16 protein-coding genes and 1 tRNA gene are annotated in these 17,658 nt (G+C 61.7%); 1 reads left to right on the forward strand and 16 read right to left on the reverse strand.

Going from position 1 to position 17,658, the window contains the following annotated elements:
* Window positions 1-2: 2 nt before the first annotated feature.
* The 15 genes from nuoG to R2N11_RS00550 form a co-directional block, all read right to left on the reverse strand.
* Window positions 3-2,354: an NADH-quinone oxidoreductase subunit NuoG gene (nuoG, locus tag R2N11_RS00480; RefSeq protein WP_316679759.1), complete on the reverse strand. Its 2,352-nt coding sequence runs from the start codon at window positions 2,352-2,354 to the stop codon at window positions 3-5.
* A gap of 12 nt (window positions 2,355-2,366) precedes the next feature.
* Complete coding sequence (gene nuoF, locus R2N11_RS00485; protein WP_316679760.1) at window positions 2,367-3,662, reverse strand: NADH-quinone oxidoreductase subunit NuoF; 1,296 nt, start codon at window positions 3,660-3,662, stop codon at window positions 2,367-2,369.
* Window positions 3,663-4,163 (reverse strand): NADH-quinone oxidoreductase subunit NuoE, encoded by a 501-nt coding sequence (gene nuoE / locus R2N11_RS00490; protein WP_021194987.1) that lies wholly within the window; start codon window positions 4,161-4,163, stop codon window positions 3,663-3,665.
* A gap of 108 nt (window positions 4,164-4,271) precedes the next feature.
* Window positions 4,272-5,525: an NADH-quinone oxidoreductase subunit D gene (locus R2N11_RS00495; RefSeq protein ID WP_199031619.1), complete on the reverse strand. Its 1,254-nt coding sequence runs from the start codon at window positions 5,523-5,525 to the stop codon at window positions 4,272-4,274.
* Window positions 5,526-5,538: 13 nt separating this feature from the next.
* Entirely contained in the window at window positions 5,539-6,141 is a 603-nt protein-coding gene (locus R2N11_RS00500; RefSeq protein ID WP_316679762.1) for an NADH-quinone oxidoreductase subunit C, read from the reverse strand.
* Window position 6,142: 1 nt separating this feature from the next.
* A complete protein-coding gene (locus R2N11_RS00505) occupies window positions 6,143-6,625 on the reverse strand; it encodes a NuoB/complex I 20 kDa subunit family protein (protein WP_003261929.1) in 483 nt (160 codons plus the stop codon).
* Between the two features lie 6 nt (window positions 6,626-6,631).
* The gene (locus tag R2N11_RS00510) at window positions 6,632-6,991 is read right to left on the reverse strand and encodes an NADH-quinone oxidoreductase subunit A (protein ID WP_048932806.1); all 360 of its coding nucleotides are present in this window, start codon (window positions 6,989-6,991) and stop codon (window positions 6,632-6,634) included.
* Between the two features lie 172 nt (window positions 6,992-7,163).
* Window positions 7,164-7,248 (reverse strand) — tRNA-Leu (locus tag R2N11_RS00515).
* 181 nt (window positions 7,249-7,429) lie between these two features.
* Window positions 7,430-7,789, reverse strand: a complete 360-nt coding sequence (secG, locus tag R2N11_RS00520) for a preprotein translocase subunit SecG (RefSeq protein WP_064802480.1) — start codon at window positions 7,787-7,789, stop codon at window positions 7,430-7,432.
* A gap of 65 nt (window positions 7,790-7,854) precedes the next feature.
* Window positions 7,855-8,601 (reverse strand): triose-phosphate isomerase, encoded by a 747-nt coding sequence (tpiA, locus tag R2N11_RS00525; RefSeq protein ID WP_316679764.1) that lies wholly within the window; start codon window positions 8,599-8,601, stop codon window positions 7,855-7,857.
* 85 nt (window positions 8,602-8,686) lie between these two features.
* The gene (locus tag R2N11_RS00530) at window positions 8,687-9,691 is read right to left on the reverse strand and encodes an NAD(P)H-quinone oxidoreductase (protein WP_316679765.1); all 1,005 of its coding nucleotides are present in this window, start codon (window positions 9,689-9,691) and stop codon (window positions 8,687-8,689) included.
* Window positions 9,692-9,711: 20 nt separating this feature from the next.
* Window positions 9,712-10,659 carry an HAD family hydrolase gene (locus R2N11_RS00535; RefSeq protein WP_316679766.1) on the reverse strand — a complete coding sequence of 316 codons (948 nt, stop codon included), beginning with the start codon at window positions 10,657-10,659 and terminating at the stop codon, window positions 9,712-9,714.
* 103 nt (window positions 10,660-10,762) lie between these two features.
* Window positions 10,763-12,937 (reverse strand): polyribonucleotide nucleotidyltransferase, encoded by a 2,175-nt coding sequence (pnp, locus tag R2N11_RS00540; RefSeq protein WP_316679767.1) that lies wholly within the window; start codon window positions 12,935-12,937, stop codon window positions 10,763-10,765.
* A 322-nt stretch (window positions 12,938-13,259) separates the two neighbouring features.
* Window positions 13,260-13,529: a 30S ribosomal protein S15 gene (gene rpsO / locus R2N11_RS00545; RefSeq protein ID WP_021194996.1), complete on the reverse strand. Its 270-nt coding sequence runs from the start codon at window positions 13,527-13,529 to the stop codon at window positions 13,260-13,262.
* Window positions 13,530-13,690: 161 nt separating this feature from the next.
* The gene (locus R2N11_RS00550; RefSeq protein ID WP_199031640.1) at window positions 13,691-14,947 is read right to left on the reverse strand and encodes a branched-chain amino acid ABC transporter substrate-binding protein; all 1,257 of its coding nucleotides are present in this window, start codon (window positions 14,945-14,947) and stop codon (window positions 13,691-13,693) included.
* 144 nt (window positions 14,948-15,091) lie between these two features.
* Between R2N11_RS00550 and R2N11_RS00555 the strand changes: the two genes are divergently transcribed.
* Window positions 15,092-15,574, forward strand: coding sequence for a hypothetical protein (locus tag R2N11_RS00555; RefSeq protein WP_199031641.1), 483 nt, complete (start codon window positions 15,092-15,094; stop codon window positions 15,572-15,574).
* 245 nt (window positions 15,575-15,819) lie between these two features.
* Here R2N11_RS00555 and R2N11_RS00560 read toward each other — a convergent pair whose 3' ends face one another.
* Window positions 15,820-17,361 carry a 2-isopropylmalate synthase gene (locus tag R2N11_RS00560; RefSeq protein WP_316679768.1) on the reverse strand — a complete coding sequence of 514 codons (1,542 nt, stop codon included), beginning with the start codon at window positions 17,359-17,361 and terminating at the stop codon, window positions 15,820-15,822.
* Window positions 17,362-17,658 lie beyond the last annotated feature (297 nt).

Genomic DNA, 17,658 nt, shown 5'->3' on the forward strand with positions numbered 1-17,658 from the left:
CCTTACACCGTAGCCGCCAGCGCGGACGATTCAACCTTTTCAACGCTTACCACGCCGAACATCGCGCCCAGTTGAGCCGATGCCTCAGTCGCAGCCGGCACGCGGATCACGCCGGAAGCCAGCGATTTGTCCAGCACCGCCGGCAGCACCACGCTACCCTGCCCTTGCGTCACGCGAACAGCGTCGCCGTTGGCCAGACCCAGTTGCGCGAACAGATCGGCCGGCAGACCAGCGCGAACCGCAGCACGGGCAGCCGCCGTCAGTTGCAGCGAACCGGCGCGACGCACGATCGGATCGGCGTGATAGATGGGCACATCGGCCAGGCGCTCGATGCCAGCAGCAGCGGCGGCCGGGGCAGCAGTTTGCGCCGTCGTCGCATTCGACAGACGATCGGTCACCGGCTTGGCCAGCACGTCGTTGCGTACCACTTCCGAGGTGTCGTAATCGAAGCCCGACAGATTCAGCAGGTTGCCCAACACGCGCAGGACCTTCCAAGCCGGACGCGAATCACCCAGGCTGCGCACGACACCACTGAAGCTCTGCGGCAGGCCTTCGCAGTTGACGAAGGTGCCCGAGGTTTCAGTGAACGGCGCGGTCGGCAGCAGCACGTCGGCGTATTCCAGTGCGGCACGCGAGGCGAACGGCGCCAGCACGATCACGGTGTCAGCTTGGTCCAGCGCGGCGCGTGCCTGCGTCGGGTTGGCCGTATCGAATTCCGGCTCGGCGCCCAGCAGCACGTAAGCGCGGCGCGGCTGAGCCAGCATGGCAGCAGCGTCCAGGCCATTGCTCTGCGGCAGCGCGCCGGCAATGTAACCGCCGACCGTGTTGGCTGCTTCCGTCAGGAAGCCCAGCGCGGCACCGGTCTGCTGCGCGACCCATTGAGCCAGCGCATGCAGTTGCGAGAATTGCGGATGTGCCACAGCTGCGTTGCCGAGGAACACCGCCTTGCGCTCGCCCGAAGCCAAGCTGTCGGCGATGCGCTTGGCGACATCACCAGCTTCGACACCCTCCGTACCGGCCGGACGCGCAACGTTCTTAGACGCAGCAACAGCGACAGCCACTTGCGACAACAGCGACAGCCATTGCGACGGTGCGCCCAGCAGTCGCGTAGCGGGCATCAGCAGGTCTTCGCCGCCAGCGCCGATCACGTTCAGTTGTCCACCCTTCTTGCCAGCCTGGCGCAGACGCGCGGCCAGCAGCGGATGATCCTTGCGCAGGAACGCGCCCACCACCAGCGTACGCTGCAGCAGCGACACATCGGCGATTGGCATGCCGAGCCACGGAGCACCCGTCGGCTTGGCGGAGAAATCGGACTGACGCAGGCGGAAGTCGACGTTGTCGCTGCCAATGCCGCGCACCAGCTTTTGCAGCAGGAACAGTTCTTCCAGCGTGCTGTGCGGGCTGGCCAGCGCGCCGATCTGCTCGGCGCCGTGGTCGCGTTTGATTTCGTTCAGGCCATTGGCGACGTATTCCAGCGCCGTGGTCCAGTCGACAGCCTTCCACTGACCGCCCTGCTTGAGCATCGGCTGAGTCAGGCGGTCGTCACTGTTCACGCCTTCGTAGGCGAAACGGTCCTTGTCGGACAGCCAGCATTCGTTGATCGCTTCGTTGTCCAGCGGCAGCACGCGCATCACGCGCTGGTTCTTCGTCTGGACGATCACGTTGGCACCCAGGCCGTCGTGCGGCGACACCGATTTGCGGCGTGCCAGTTCCCACGTACGGGCTGAGTAGCGGAAGGGCTTGCTGGTCAACGCGCCGACCGGGCACAGGTCGATCATGTTGCCCGACAGCTCCGAGTCAACGGTCTGACCAACGAACGTGGTGATCTCAGAATGCTCACCGCGGTTGAGCATGCCCAGTTCCATCACGCCGGCCACTTCCTGGCCGAAGCGGACGCAGCGCGTGCAGTGGATGCAGCGCGTCATCTCTTCCATGGAGATCAGCGGGCCCACGTTCTTGTGGAACACCACGCGCTTCTCTTCCTTGTAGCGCGATTCGGACTTGCCGTAACCGACGGCCAGATCCTGCAGCTGGCACTCGCCGCCCTGGTCGCAAATCGGGCAATCCAGCGGGTGATTGATCAGCAAGAATTCCATCACGGACTTCTGCGCCTTCACCGCCTTCTCGGAGTTGGTGAAGACCTTCATGCCCGCGGTGACCGGGGTAGCGCAGGCCGGCAGTGCCTTGGGCGCCTTCTCGACCTCGACCAGGCACATCCGGCAGTTGGCCGCGACCGACAGTTTGCGGTGATAGCAGAAGTGAGGAATGTAGGTGCCCGCTTGGCGAGCCGCCTCCATCACCAGGCTGCCTTCGGCAACCTCGACCTTCTTGCCATCGATTTCGATTTCAACCATGTTCTGCCACGCTTAAATGTAGGTGGGCACCATGCACTGCTTGTGTTCGACGTGATACGCGAACTCATCCCAGTAGTGCTTGAGCATGCCGCGGACCGGCATCGCGGCGGCATCGCCAAGCGCGCAGATGGTCCGGCCCATGATGTTCTCGGCCACGTTGTTGAGCAGTTCCAGGTCTTCCTGGCGGCCCTTGCCGTGCTCGATACGATCGACCACGCGGTACAGCCAGCCGGTGCCTTCACGGCACGGCGTGCACTGACCGCACGACTCTTCGAAGTAGAAGTACGACAGACGCAGCAGCGACTTCACCATGCAGCGCGTCTCGTCCATCACGATCACGGCACCCGAGCCCAGCATCGAGCCGGCCTTGGCGATCGAGTCGTAGTCCATGTCGGAGGCCATCATCAGGTCAGCCGGGACCACGGGCGCCGACGAGCCGCCCGGAATGACTGCCTTGAGCTTCTTGCCACCGCGCATGCCACCGGCCAGCTCCAGGAGTGTGGAGAACGGCGTGCCCAGCGGGATTTCGTAGTTGCCCGGACGCTCCACATCGCCGGACACCGAGAAGATCTTCGAGCCGCCGTTGTTCGGCTTGCCCATCTTCAGGTAGTTGTCCGGGCCGATCGACAGCAGGAACGGCACCGCGGCAAACGTCTCGGTGTTGTTGATCGTGGTCGGCTTGCCGTACAGGCCAAAGCTGGCCGGGAACGGCGGCTTGAAGCGCGGCTGGCCTTTCTTGCCTTCCAGCGATTCGAGCAGCGCAGTTTCTTCGCCGCAGATGTACGCGCCATAGCCATGGTGCGCGTGCAGCTGGAAGTTGAAGCCGGAGCCGAGGATGTTGTCACCCAGGAAACCGGCAGCACGCGCTTCTTCCAGCGCCTGCTCGAAAATCTTGTACTCGTTCCAGATTTCGCCGTGGATATAGTTGTAACCCACGGTGATGCCCATCGCATAGCCGCCGATGGCCATGCCTTCGATCAGCGCGTGCGGGTTGTAGCGAATGATGTCGCGGTCCTTGAACGTGCCCGGCTCGCCTTCGTCCGTGTTGCAGACCAGGTACTTCTGCCCCGGAAACTGGCGCGGCATGAAGCTCCACTTCAGGCCGGTCGGGAAGCCCGCACCGCCACGGCCGCGCAGGCCTGAAGCCTTCACGTCGGCGATGACTTGCTCAGGGGAAATCTTTTCCGTCAGGATGCGCTTGAGCTGCTGATAGCCTCCACGCTTGACGTAGTCTTCGAGGTGCCAGTTGTCGCCGTTCAGGCCAGCAAGAATCAACGGCTGGATGTGTCGATCGTGCAGGGAGGTCATTTACTTGCCTGCTCCGTTGGTCGCCTTCGCCTGGAGGTCGGCGATCAGCGCGTCGAGCTTCTCGTTACTCATGAAGCTGCACATATTGGTGTTGTTGACGATCATGACCGGTGCGTCACCGCACGCGCCCATGCACTCGCCTTCCTTCAGCGTGAAGTTGCCGTCAGCAGTCGTCTCGTTGAAACCGATGCCCAGCTTCTTCTTCAGGTAGTCGGCAGCGCGCTCGCCGCCCGACAGCGCGCACGGCAGGTTCGTGCACACCGACAGCTTGAAGCGGCCCACCGGCTTGGTGTCGTACATGTTGTAGAACGTCGCCACTTCCTCGACCCACACCGGCGGCATTTCGAGGTACTCGGCCACGAACTGCATGACTTCGGGCGAGACCCAGCCTTTCTCGCTCTGCGCGACCGCCAGCGCCGCCATGACGGCGGACTGCTTCTGGTCGGCGGGATATTTCGCGACCGCCCGGTCGATTTCCTTGAGAGCTTCTGCTGATAGCATGTTCGTTGCGATTGGTGCGGGACGCGGGGCGGACTACAAATACCCCGGCGTGCGTCCTCGTTTCACAGCCGCGCTTGCCTGCGCGTCAAACCGTTATGTCTTGCGGGCTTAGCGATCAATCTCGCCAAACACGATGTCTTGCGTACCAATGATCGTCACAGCATCCGCGATCATGTGGCCGCGGGCCATCTCATCGAGTGCCGCCAAGTGCACGAAGCCCGGCGCGCGGATCTTCAGACGGTACGGCTTGTTGGCACCGTCCGAGATCGCATAGATACCGAACTCGCCCTTTGGATGCTCGACGGCGGCATACGCCTCGCCCTCGGGCACGTGCATGCCTTCGGTAAAGAGCTTGAAGTGGTGAATCAGCTCTTCCATGTTCGTCTTCATCTCGACACGCGACGGTGGCGCTACCTTGTGGTTGTCGGTAATCACCGGACCCGGGTTCTTGCGCAGCCACTCGATGCACTGACGGATGATGCGATTGCTCTGGCGCATTTCTTCAACGCGCACCAGATAACGGTCGTAACAATCGCCGTTCACGCCCACCGGAATGTCGAAATCAACACGGTCATACACTTCATACGGTTGCTTCTTGCGCACGTCCCAGGCGATGCCCGAGCCGCGCAGCATCGCGCCGGAGAAGCCCTTGTTGAGCGCACGCTCCGGGCTCACCACACCGATGCCGACCAGACGCTGTTTCCAGATCCGGTTATCAGTCAGCAGCGTTTCGTATTCGTCGACGTACTTCGGGAAGCGATTGGTGAAGTCTTCGATGAAGTCCAGCAGCGAACCCGAACGCGTTTCGTTCAGGGCAGCCAGGGCCTTCTCGTTGCGCACCTTGGATGCCTTGTATTGCGGCATCGTGTCAGGCAGGTCGCGGTAGACGCCGCCCGGACGATAGTAAGCGGCGTGCATACGCGCCCCCGACACCGCCTCGTACATGTCGAACAAGTCTTCGCGCTCACGGAAGGCGTACAGGAACACCGCCATGGCACCCACGTCCAGTGCGTGCGAGCCGATCCACATCAGGTGGTTCATGATCCGCGTGATCTCGTCGAACATGACGCGGATGTACTGCGCGCGCAGCGGCACCTCGAGACCCAGCAGACGCTCGATGGCCATCACGTAGGCGTGTTCGTTGACCATCATCGACACGTAGTCGAGGCGGTCCATGTACGGCACGCTTTGAATCCAGGTCTTCTGCTCGGCGAGCTTTTCGGTCGCGCGGTGCAGCAGGCCAATGTGCGGGTCAGCACGTTGAATGACTTCGCCGTCCAACTCAAGCACAAGGCGCAGCACGCCGTGCGCGGCCGGGTGTTGCGGGCCGAAGTTCAGGGTGTAGTTCTTGATATCTGCCATGATCGGGCGCCCTTCAGTGCTTCAGACCGCCGTATTGATCCTCACGGATCACACGCGGCGTTATCTCGCGCGGTTCGATGGTCACCGGCTGGTAGACCACGCGGCGCTGCACCGGGTCGTAGCGCATTTCGACGTAGCCCGACACAGGGAAATCCTTGCGGAACGGGTGGCCAATGAAGCCGTAATCGGTCAGGATGCGGCGCAGGTCCGGGTGACCTTCGAACACCAAGCCGTACAGGTCGAACGCTTCACGCTCAAACCAGTCGGCGGAGTTCCAGATCGTGGTCACGGACGACACCACCGGCAGGTCGTCATCCGGTGCAAACACGCGCACGCGTACGCGCCAGTTGTTCGTGATCGACAGCAGATGGGCCACAGCAGCAAAACGCGGACCATTCCAGGCGCCGTCGCCGTAGTCGGCATAGTCGACGCCACACAGGTCCATCAACTGCTCGAACTTGAGCGACGCGTCATCGCGCAGCGTACGCATGGCCTCAAGATAATCGGCGGCCTTCACCACGAGGGTGAGTTCACCAACCGACTCAGTCAGGCTTTGAATGCGATTACCCAGCGCCTTTTCGAGCGCGGCCTTCAGGGTGGCAAGCTTTTCGGTCATGTCAGCCCTTGCGCGCAATGGTATTGGTGCGGCGGATCTTGGCCTGCAGCTGGATGATGCCGTAGATCAACGCTTCAGCCGTCGGCGGGCAACCCGGCACGTACACGTCGACCGGCACAATGCGGTCGCAACCGCGCACGACAGAGTACGAATAGTGGTAATAGCCACCGCCGTTGGCACACGAGCCCATCGAGATGACCCAGCGCGGCTCGGCCATCTGGTCGTACACCTTGCGCAGAGCGGGGGCCATCTTGTTGCACAGCGTGCCGGCCACGATCATCACGTCAGACTGACGCGGCGACGGACGGAACACCACGCCGAAGCGGTCCAGGTCATAACGCGATGCACCAGCGTGCATCATCTCCACGGCACAGCAGGCCAGGCCGAACGTCATCGGCCACAGCGACCCGGTGCGGGTCCAGTTGATCAGCTTGTCAGCGGTGGTCGTGACAAAGCCTTCGTTGAGTACGCCTTCGATCGCCATTTCACATCACTCCCAATCGAGCGCGCCTTTTTTCCAGATGTAGACGAAGCCCACGAGAAACTCGAGAAGAAACACACCCATCGCGAAGAACCCCGGCCAGCCGATGTCACGCAGCGCCACGCCCCACGGGAAGAGGAACGCGGTCTCCAGATCGAACAGGATGAACAGGATGGCGATGAGGTAATAGCGCACGTCGAACTTCATCCGCGCGTCTTCGAAGGCTTCGAAACCGCACTCGTACGGCGAGAGCTTTTGAGGATCGGGATTGTTCGGACCGAGAATTCGGCCGATGGTCATGAGTGCAAGGCCAAGGCCAACACCAACGACGATGAACAACAGTACGGGGAAATAGGCTTCGAGGTTCAAGGGACGCCCGCCTTTTTGAATGGTTGCAACAGCACTGCCCGCAGGCGGCGCCTTGTCGCCCCATCGAAGGCGCCGGGTCCGCAGCCTCACGACGCATCAACTGCACGTCGCCTTGCGGATGGGGCCCAGACCTAAACGGAATACATCCCGTTGACCAGACCCCGAATTTGATTGGTGCCGACGGCGAGACTCGAACTCGCACAGCTTTCGCCACTACCCCCTCAAGATAGCGTGTCTACCAATTTCACCACGTCGGCTGGGGGAAGAAACTCTATCAGGACCGCGGATCAGGCTTAACGCCGTTGCCGTTTTCCGTATTGTTTCAAGCCTCACATTCTACCGCAAAGCGAAGCTTTTGTTCAATGCACAAACAAAAATCTTATAGCTCGCGACGCACCGAAAAAAAATCAACCGTGCGTCCGCGATCGTTACATCAAATTACTTTGGCACGGCCGGTGCGGAGGCCGCGGCCGGAACAGCCGGAGCCGATGCTGCAGGCGCCGAAGCAGCCGGCACAACCGGAGCTACTGAACCCATCACACCCGCCGAAACGCTGCCCTTGTTGGTACCGATCAGCGTCAGCGCCAGCGTAGCCACAAAGAACACGGTGGCCAGCACGGCCGTCGTACGCGACAGGAAGTTTGCCGAACCCGTTGCACCAAACAGGCTACCCGATGCGCCCGAGCCGAAGGCGGCACCCACATCAGCACCCTTGCCATGCTGCAGCAGCACCAGACCGATCACACCAAGCGCGCTCAGAATTTGCGCCACCAGCAGCAGAGTCTTCAGAATTGCCATTTCGTTTCTCTCAATAATATGTTGCGGTTGCACATGCGCCGCATGCCGCAACCTCGATCAACCGCTCAAGCGCGACCGATCGCCAGGAAATCTTCGGCCTTCAGCGATGCACCGCCGATCAGGCCGCCATCGATGTCCGCCATCGCAAACAGCTCGCCCGCGTTGTCCGGCTTGACGCTGCCGCCGTACAGAATCTGCAGACGCTGCGCCACACCCGCATCACGGGCTGCGACGCGCGAGCGCAGGAAAGCGTGCACGGCCTGCGCTTGCTCGCTGGTTGCAGTCTTGCCGGTGCCGATTGCCCAGACCGGCTCGTAGGCAACAACGATGCGACCCAACTGCTCGATCGACAGCGCTTCCAGCACCGCATCCAGCTGGCGACCCACCACTTGCTCGGTTTCACCCGCTTCACGCTGTGCCAACGTCTCACCCACGCAGACGATCGGCGTGATGCCGTGCTCCAACGCGCGCAGTGCCTTGGTCGCCACTTGCGCATCGGTTTCGCCGTGATACGTGCGGCGCTCGGAATGACCGACGATTGCGTAGCCGCAACCAAATTCCGACAGCATCGATGCCGCCACCTCACCGGTGAACGCGCCACGCGTTTCAGCCGACACATCCTGCGCGCCCCAGCCCACTGCCGAACCCGCCAGCAGCGACTGGCATTGGGCCAGATACGGGAACGGCGCGCACACCGCCAGCGTGGCGTTGGCCTTGCCTGCGGCCTTGATCTGCTCAAGCAGCGCGGCGTTGGTGTTCAGGCTGCCATGCAGCTTCCAGTTGCCTACCACCAGCTTCGGTCTTGCGTTCACGTTCTTGTTCCGCCCGGTCGACTGTCAAATAAACCCGGCATTCTACCGTGGCGGCAAAAACAGGGTCAATTTTGACGTCCTGAGTTCAATCCCAAACCAACATGATTTTGCCGATGTGCGCACTGGACTCCATCAGGGCGTGCGCCTGCGCAGCCTGCGCTGCCGGCAAGACCTCATGGATGACAGGCTTGATGCGGCCCGACGCCAGCAGCGGCCACACATGCTCATGCAGGTTGGCGGCAATTGCCGCCTTGAAGGCCACCGAGCGCGGACGTAACGTCGACCCGGTGAGCGTAATGCGTCGGCGCAGAATGTCGCCCAGCGGCACTTCAGCCTTGGCACCACCCAGCAGCGCGATCAACACGATGCGGCCATCGTCAGCCGTGCAAGTGATCTCACGGGCGACATAGCTGCCGCCCACCATGTCGAGCACCACGTCGGTGCCCCGCCCCGTCTCAGCCTTGACAATTTCGACGAAGTCTTCGGTTTTGTAGTTGATGGCGCGTGTGGCTCCCAACTCGACACACGCAGCGCACTTGTCAGCGCTACCGGCCGTGGCAAACACGCGATAGCCCAGTGCCGAAGCCATCTGGATCGCCGTCGTGCCAATGCCGCTGGAGCCGCCCTGCACGAGCAGCGTCTCATCCTTGCCGTGCGGGCCCTGGCCCAGCAAGCCGCGATCAAACACGTTCGACCACACGGTGAAGTAGTTCTCGGGCAGCGCTGCCGCCTCGACGTCAGAAAGGCCCGCCGGCACCGGCAGCACCTGACCGACCGGTGCAGCGCAGAACTCGGCATAGCCGCCGCCTTGCACGAGCGCGCATACGCGATCGCCTGCCTTCAGGCCATAACGGTTATCCGCGTGTGACAGATCGCCGCCGACAATTTCTCCGGCCACTTCCAGCCCCGGAATATCAGACGCGCCCGGTGGGACCGGATAGTTGCCGGTGCGCTGGAATACATCGGGCCGATTGACACCGGCTGCGCGCACGCGGATCAGCACTTCGCCCGCCTTCGGCTCGGGCATCGGGCGCTCGCCAAGCTTCAGGACTTCGGGCCCGCCGTACTGGGTGATTTCAATCGCTTTCATGGGGATCGATTTGGTATGGGTTACGTGGCGCTGCGCTTGGGTTCAACAAAGTGCTGCGGGATGCCTCGCGATGTCTCGCGCAGAATCTCTTGTTTGCCGTGGACGATAGCGTCAGCGATCTTGCCGATATGCAACTTGAGCCACATCTCGGTGGGCGAGCCGGCACGATAGTCGGCCGGGCCGAGCATGTCGACCCGATCATCGGCACGCAGGTTATCGGCCTGCTCGAACGAACGCGCGCTCTCAGGGTTATAGACCGCATACGTGCGACCACCACCCTTACGCGCCACCGAGAACGCCGGAATATCGCTCGGACCATCCGCCACGTAGATCATGTTGGCAAATGGCACGCGGCGCTCATCCTCGGCAATCGACGAGTTCACGTTGACGGCCTCGGGATGCTTGTTAACACCCTTGTTGATCTCGAACAGCGCACGCGTCTTGGTGGTGTTATCGATGGCATAGATAACTTCTGAGATGACTTGGCGACCATTCGCGTCGGGCGCCTCCAGGAATTCGCAGCCCCACACGCCGTCGATATAAGGGGCGATGGGTGAACCCTTGATCATCTCCGTCAGGCCGGTGCTGACGATGTAGTGCTCGAGCTTGATGTCGAAGGCTTGATACGCGCCGTTGTCACGCACCCAGGCCTTGCTGCGCTCGAAGAAATCGGTCACGCCGGGAAAGAACTCAAGGTGAGCGCCCAGCTCGCGTAGTGCCGCGTTATCGAGCCCACTCATGCGGCCGTCGCGCACGTGGCGCAGCAGAACATTCAGATAGAAGGTTTCGCGATTGACCTTCTGGCCTCGCGATTCGATTGCCCTCGAACCGGCTTCGACTTCATCCCAAAAACCCTGCTCAGCGATGTTGAAATGCTCGAACAGCGGCACTTGCATATAGCGCGGGATCAGCGTCTTGTCGAAATCCCAGACAACGGCGATGCGGTTTTGCTCGAAGAGGCGGCTCATGTCAGCGGCAGATGGAGAACTCGCGACGCAGTGTAAACAAAAAAAACGGCTGGACACTGTCCAGCCGTTTTCATAGCGAAAAACCTCTCCGCCTTGACTGCTTTTACTGCTGTTGTTGCTGTTGCTGCTCCGAAGCGGCATCACCTGCGCCCGGCGCTTGCGGAGCCGCTGCCGGCACGTCGCCTTCTTCAGCCTTGGCGGCCTTGATCGACAGACGCATGCGACCCTTCTCATCGGTGCTCAGCAGCTTCACGCGCACGGCCTGGCCTTCCTTCACGTAGTCGGAGACCTGGTTCACGCGCTCGTTGGCGATTTCCGAGATGTGCAGCAGACCGTCCTTGCCCGGCAGAATGTTCACGATCGCGCCGAAGTCCAGCAGCTTGAGCACGGTGCCGTTGTAGATCTTGCCCACTTCGGCTTCAGCCGTGATGCCTTCGATACGACGCTTGGCTTCAGCCATGCCTTCCGACGACGTCGACGCGATGGTGATCGTGCCGTCTTCGCCGATGTCGATCGTGCAGCCGGTTTCCTTGGTCAGCGCCTGGATGGTCGAGCCGCCCTTGCCGATCACGTCGCGGATCTTCTCCGGATTGATCTTGACGGTGATCATGCGCGGAGCGTGCTCCGACAGCTCGGTGCGTGCGCCGCCCATGGCAGCCTGCATCTTGCCCAGGATGTGCAGGCGGCCTTCCTTGGCTTGCGCCAGCGCGACCTGCATGATTTCCTTGGTGATGCCCTGCACCTTGATGTCCATCTGCAGCGCGGTGATACCAGCGTCGGTACCCGCGACCTTGAAGTCCATGTCACCCAGGTGATCTTCGTCGCCCAGGATGTCGGTCAGCACGGCAAACTTGTTACCTTCCAGGATCAGGCCCATGGCCACGCCAGCCACGTGCGCCTTGATGGGCACGCCCGCATCCATCAGCGCCAGCGAGCCGCCGCACACCGAAGCCATCGACGACGAACCATTCGACTCGGTGATTTCCGAAACCAGGCGCATCGTGTAGGCGAATTCGTCGTCCTTCGGCAGCACCGGAATCAGTGCTCGCTTGGCCAGACGGCCGTGGCCGACTTCGCGGCGCTTCGGGCTGCCCACGCGGCCGGTTTCGCCCGTGGCGAACGGCGGCATGTTGTAGTGAAGCATGAAGCGGTCACGGTACTCGCCTTGCAGCGCGTCGATGATCTGCTCATCGCTCTTGGTGCCCAGCGTGGCCACCACCAACGCTTGCGTTTCACCACGCGTGAACAGGGCCGAGCCGTGCGCACGCGGCAGCACCGACGAGCGGATCTCGATCGGGCGCACCGTGCGGGTGTCGCGACCGTCGATACGCGGTTCGCCATTCAGGATCTGGCCGCGCACGATCTTCGATTCGAGCTCGAACAGGATGTTGTCGACTTCCACGCCGTCGGCTTCCACACCGGCGGCAGCCAGCTTCTCGGCAACCGACTTGTAGACTTCCTTCAGCTTCTGGCTACGGGCCGACTTCTGGCGCAGTTGGTAAGCAGCTTGGAGATCAGCCAGGCCCAACTCGGAAATCTTGGCGGTCAGCGCTTCGTTCTTCGGCGCAGCTTGCCAATCCCACTCGGGCTTGCCGCCTTCGCGCACCAGATCGTGGATCGCGTTGATGGCGATCTGCATTTGCTCATGGCCGTACACCACGGCGCCCAGCATCACTTCTTCCGACAGCTGGTTGGCTTCCGATTCGACCATCAGCACGGCACGCTCGGTACCGGCGACGACCAGGTCCAGCTCCGAATGTGCGAGTTGCGCGCGGTTCGGGTTCAGCAGGTACTGACCATCCTTGTAACCTACGCGGGCAGCGCCCACCGGGCCGTTGAACGGCAGGCCCGACACAGCCAGCGCAGCCGAAGCCGCCACCAGCGCGGGGATATCAGCCGGCACTTCCGGGTTGATCGACAGCACGTGGATGACGACCTGGACTTCGTTGTAGAAGCCTTCCGGGAACAGCGGACGCAGCGGACGATCGATCAGGCGCGAGGTCAGCGTCTCGTTTTCCGACGGACGGCCTTCACGCTTGAAGAAGCCACCCGGGATCTTGCCGGCGGCGTAGGTCTTCTCAAGGTAGTCGACGGTCAGCGGGAAGAAATCCTGGCCCGGCTTCGGGTTCTTGGCGCCCACCACGGTGGCGAGCACAACGGTGTCGTCCATGTCGAGCAGCACAGCGCCGCTGGCTTGGCGGGCGATCTCACCCGTTTCCATGCGGACCTGATGGCCGCCCCATTGGAATTCTTTGACGATCTTGTTGAACATGGTCATAGCATCTCCTGTTCGGTATTCGCAGCGCTCACGCTTCAAACGCGATTTCATTGCGCCACGACAAACACGTTCCGGAAGACGGTACGGTTGCAGAGGTGTGTTTATGCCATTCCAGCGCAGCACTGACGTGCAACGCCGCGCTGGAATGACACAAGACTCTGCTTCCTGCCGCCCCCGGTCCCTGGCAGTCGGTCACCCCACTGCCATCACTTCTTGCCGGTCACCCGGCGCAGCCACAAACGCGGCCGCCAAAAACAAAATGCCTGCATCAGCATGCTGACGCAGGCACTTATTCATCACGCACAATGCGTGAGACTCACCATTACTTACGCAGGCCCAGCTTTGCAACCAACGCGGTGTAGCGGTCGGCGTCCTTGCCCTTGAGGTAGTCCAGCAGACGACGGCGACGGCTCACCATCTTGAGCAGGCCGCGACGGCTGTGGTGGTCCTTCATGTGCGCCTTGAAGTGCGGCTGCAGTTCGTTGATGCGGGCCGTCAGCAGTGCAACCTGCACTTCCGGGCTACCCGTATCGTTGGCGCTGCGGCCGTTATCCTTGACGATTTCTTGCTTGTTGATGTTAGCAACGGACATTTCGATTCCTTTGACTTGCGGACACTGCAGCGCCTGATTGGCCGCCGCCGGTGCCGTGTTGAACAATAATCTTGCCAGCCCTTTCCTAACCCGGTCTGGACAGCAAGACCGCGATTATAGCCTAAACCCTTCACTAGACGACAGTGGCGTGACAGGGCTGATCAATAGCGCGGCATCTTGCAGGTCGTCGGCAATGCTGTTTGCGCCGCCGGAATCACTTTCAGTGTGCGGAAACCATAGCCGGACCCCTCGATATCGAACGGCGTGCCTGGTGTCCCCGCCCGCTCCATCTGTGTCACGACCAGTGACTGGATAGCCTGGTGATCCTCCGCGCGCAGCGTGATGCGGTGAAAGCCGTTATCCAACGATGCGCCTTCCAGTGCACGCGCCACAGCGCCTGCCTCGGTCGTACCGGCACGCTCGATGGCGGCGGCCAGCATGTCGATCATCATCTGGTCGCGCAGTACCGGATAGTCATCTGCTGGCGCCGGATAGCGTGCGCGGAAAACCTTGTAGACAGCATCAGATTTGGCGCCGCCAAGATTCGGATGCCACTCCGCGACCGCCACCACGCGGCCAACGCCCGCCTCGCCCATCGCCGCCGGCGCGCCCAGCGAATTGCCGTAGAACGTGAAGAAGCGCGCCTTGAGTCCCGCATCGCGCGCAGCCTTGACCAAAAGCGTCAGATCATTACCCCAGTTGCCGGTAACGACCGTATCTGCACCCGACGCCGCGATACGCGCGATGTACGGCGCAAAATCCTTCACCTTGCCGATCGGATGCAGCACCTCGCCAACAATGGCCACATCTGGCCGCTTCTCGACCAACTGCTGACGCGCAGATTGCGCCACCTGGCGACCGAATGTGTAGTCCTGCCCGATCAGATAGACCTTCTTAACCGACTTGTCTGACCGGATTACCTCGGTCAGCGCATGCATGCGCATATCGGCCGAGGCATCGAATCGGAAATGCCAGAAGCTGCATGCTTCGTTGGTCAGCGCTGGATCGACCGCAGCGTAGTTCAGGTACAGCACGCGCGACTCCGGATGGCGTTCGTTGTAGCGCGAAATCGATGTCGACAACGCAGCCGCAGCCGCTGAGCTGTTGCCCTGCAGGACGACGCGAATTCCTGCATCGGTGGCAGCCTGCAGTTGCAACAAGGATTCATCGACCGTGTTCTTGCTGTCCAGGCGCACCAGTGCAAGCGGATGGCGTCCATCGGGCAGCTTCACACCACCGCGCGCATTCACCCCTTCGATGGCGAAACGCAGATTGCGATCCACGGCCTCCCCCGCATTAGCAAAGGGGCCAGACAGCCCTTCGATCAACCCCAACCGGATCGGCGCAGCCTCGGGTTGGGCAACCGCGGCGCCGCATAACCCGACGGCCGCCAAGGTGGCCAGAAACAAGCGAAACATCATGACAACTCCCCGTGAAGCGCGGATGGTAAAGCGCACCGCCTTGCAGGCACAAGCGGGCGACCGACATCAGGTTCTACACTGAAGGCATTCAGGAGAACCATCGTGGGCCCACGAACCTTGCAGCGCACCGCGTTGCTCGCCATGGCGCTGGCGTTGATGAGCGCATGTACCGTACTGGCCCCTGTTCAAACGGGCGAAGCACTGATCGGCCAGCCGGCTTCCACCGTGGAGGCGCGTTTCGGCAAACCGCCTGAGCAATATGCTCGCGCAGACGGCGGAACGCGTTGGCTATATCCAACCCAACCGTACGGGCAGTTCACCTATGCCGCCGACTTCGACGCGAGCGGCAAGCTCGTCTCGTTCCGGCAAATTCTGACGACGATGGATTTTGCGCAGATCCGCGTTGGCACCTCAACGCAGAAGGATGTGCTGCAGACATTCGGCAAGCCCGAGGAGACTGCCTACTTCCGGCTAATGGATCGGCAGGTGTGGTCCTACCGCTTCAAGCACGAGGGCGTGTGGCCCTCGCTGATGAACTTCTATTTCGACCGCGACGGCGTCGTGCGGCTCACGCAGGTCAGCCCCGACCCGATGTACGACCACGATCACGATTCCAGCCGCTGAGCGGCCACCAAGCGCTGCAACGGCAACATCCACGCGAGGCGCATCACCTGGCGTGGATGTTCGGGTCGGCCATGTCGTGGATCACACTCACATGGCTCTCAAAGACGGCCGGCATGGTGCACGCTCCTGACGTGCCCGGTGCCGCCGCACCCGCTTCGCGTTCCGGTGGGTAACCGGGTGCGCGCTCAGTGGTAATCGTGTTGGGGTCTGGGCTGACTCCTGCGTGTATTCGTTGAAACCCGCGATCAGATCTGCGGATTGAGCTTCTCGCTGCTCTTGTCCTGCAGCTTGTTCAGCGCGGCCAGGTAAGCCTTGGCAGAGGCGGCAACGATGTCGGGATCGGTTCCCACGCCGTTGACGATGCGGCCCGACTTGGACAGGCGGACCGTTACTTCGCCCTGCGCCTGCGTGCCGGTCGTGATGGCATTGACCGAGTACAGCAGTTGCTCGGCGCCGCTGGCGACCTTGCTTTCGATGGCGTTGAGCGTGGCATCGACCGGGCCGTTGCCCTCCGCCTCGCCCGTCACTTCCTTCCCGTCGGCAACGAAGACGATACGTGCATGCGGGCGTTCGCCGGTTTCCGAGCGCTGCGCCAGCGACACAAAGCGGAAGTGCTCGCCTTCACTGTGCTGCGCCTCGTTGGAGACGATAGCGACGATGTCTTCGTCGAAGATCTCGGCCTTCTGGTCGGCCAGTTCCTTGAAGCGCGTGAACGCAGCGTTCAACTCGGCCTCCGAATCCAGCTCGATACCGAGTTCCTGCAGGCGCTGCTTGAACGCATTGCGGCCCGAGAGCTTGCCCAGGACGATCTTGTTGGCCGTCCAGCCCACGTCTTCGGCGCGCATGATTTCGTAGGTATCACGCGCCTTGAGCACGCCATCCTGGTGGATGCCCGAAGCGTGCGCAAAGGCGTTGGCGCCCACCACGGCCTTGTTCGGCTGCACGACGAAACCGGTGATCTGCGAGACCAGCTTGGAGGCCGGCACGATCTGCGTGGTATCGACACCGACGTCGAGGTTGAAGTAATCGCGGCGCGTCTTTATCGCCATCACCACCTCTTCAAGGCTGGTGTTGCCGGCGCGCTCGCCCAGGCCGTTGATCGTGCATTCGATCTGGCGCGCGCCACCCAATTGAACGGCGGTCAGCGAATTGGCAACGGCCATGCCCAGATCGTCATGGCAATGCACTGACCAGATCGCCTTATCGGAATTCGGAATGCGCTCACGCACCGAGCGAATCAGCGCGGCATAGCCTTCCGGCACCGCGTAGCCCACCGTATCCGGCAGATTGATGGTGGTCGCGCCTTCGTCGATCACGCCTTCCAACACGCGGCACAGGAAGTCCATGTCGGAGCGGCTGCCGTCTTCCGGTGAAAACTCGATGTCATCCGTGAACTGGCGTGCGAAGCGCACCGCCAGACGCGCCTGCTCATACACCTGGTCCGGCGTCATGCGCAGCTTCTTCTCCATGTGCAGCGCCGACGTGGCGATGAACGTGTGGATGCGGAACTGGCCGGCGGGCTTGAGCGCCTCCGCAGCGCGGGAGATGTCGCGGTCATTCGCACGTGCCAGCGAACAAATCCGCGAATCCTTGACCGACTGGGCAATCGCGCGAATCGCTTCGAAATCCCCATTGGAGCTGGCCGCGAAGCCGGCTTCGATCACATCCACCTTGAGTCGCTCGAGCTGCTTGGCGATGCGGATCTTCTCTTCCTTGGTCATCGACGCCCCGGGGGACTGCTCGCCGTCGCGCAAGGTGGTATCGAAAATAATGAGTTTGTCGCTCATGGCGGCTCCTTGATGGGGTGACGTTTTTGACGTCGGTCTTAGTGGTGTCTCGGATCGTTTTTGGCGGTGCAGAATGCAAAACGCCCCGGCGTGCATGGTTGCAGGCCGGGGCGCTGTGAATTCTGGTTCGCGAAAACTTGGCGGTCTTTGCTTGCCTTGTCTTGCGATTTCCCTATGCGCGTGTCCCGACCTGACGACCTAGTAGGCCATCAATCGAGACTAGCGTAATCAGAATGGAAATCGGGCGCGAAAGCATGCGAACGACTATAGACGAATTCAAAAATTGACGCAAGCGCA

The sequence above is a fragment of the Ralstonia flaminis genome, assembly GCF_958415495.1.
Lineage (GTDB): Bacteria > Pseudomonadota > Gammaproteobacteria > Burkholderiales > Burkholderiaceae > Ralstonia > Ralstonia flaminis.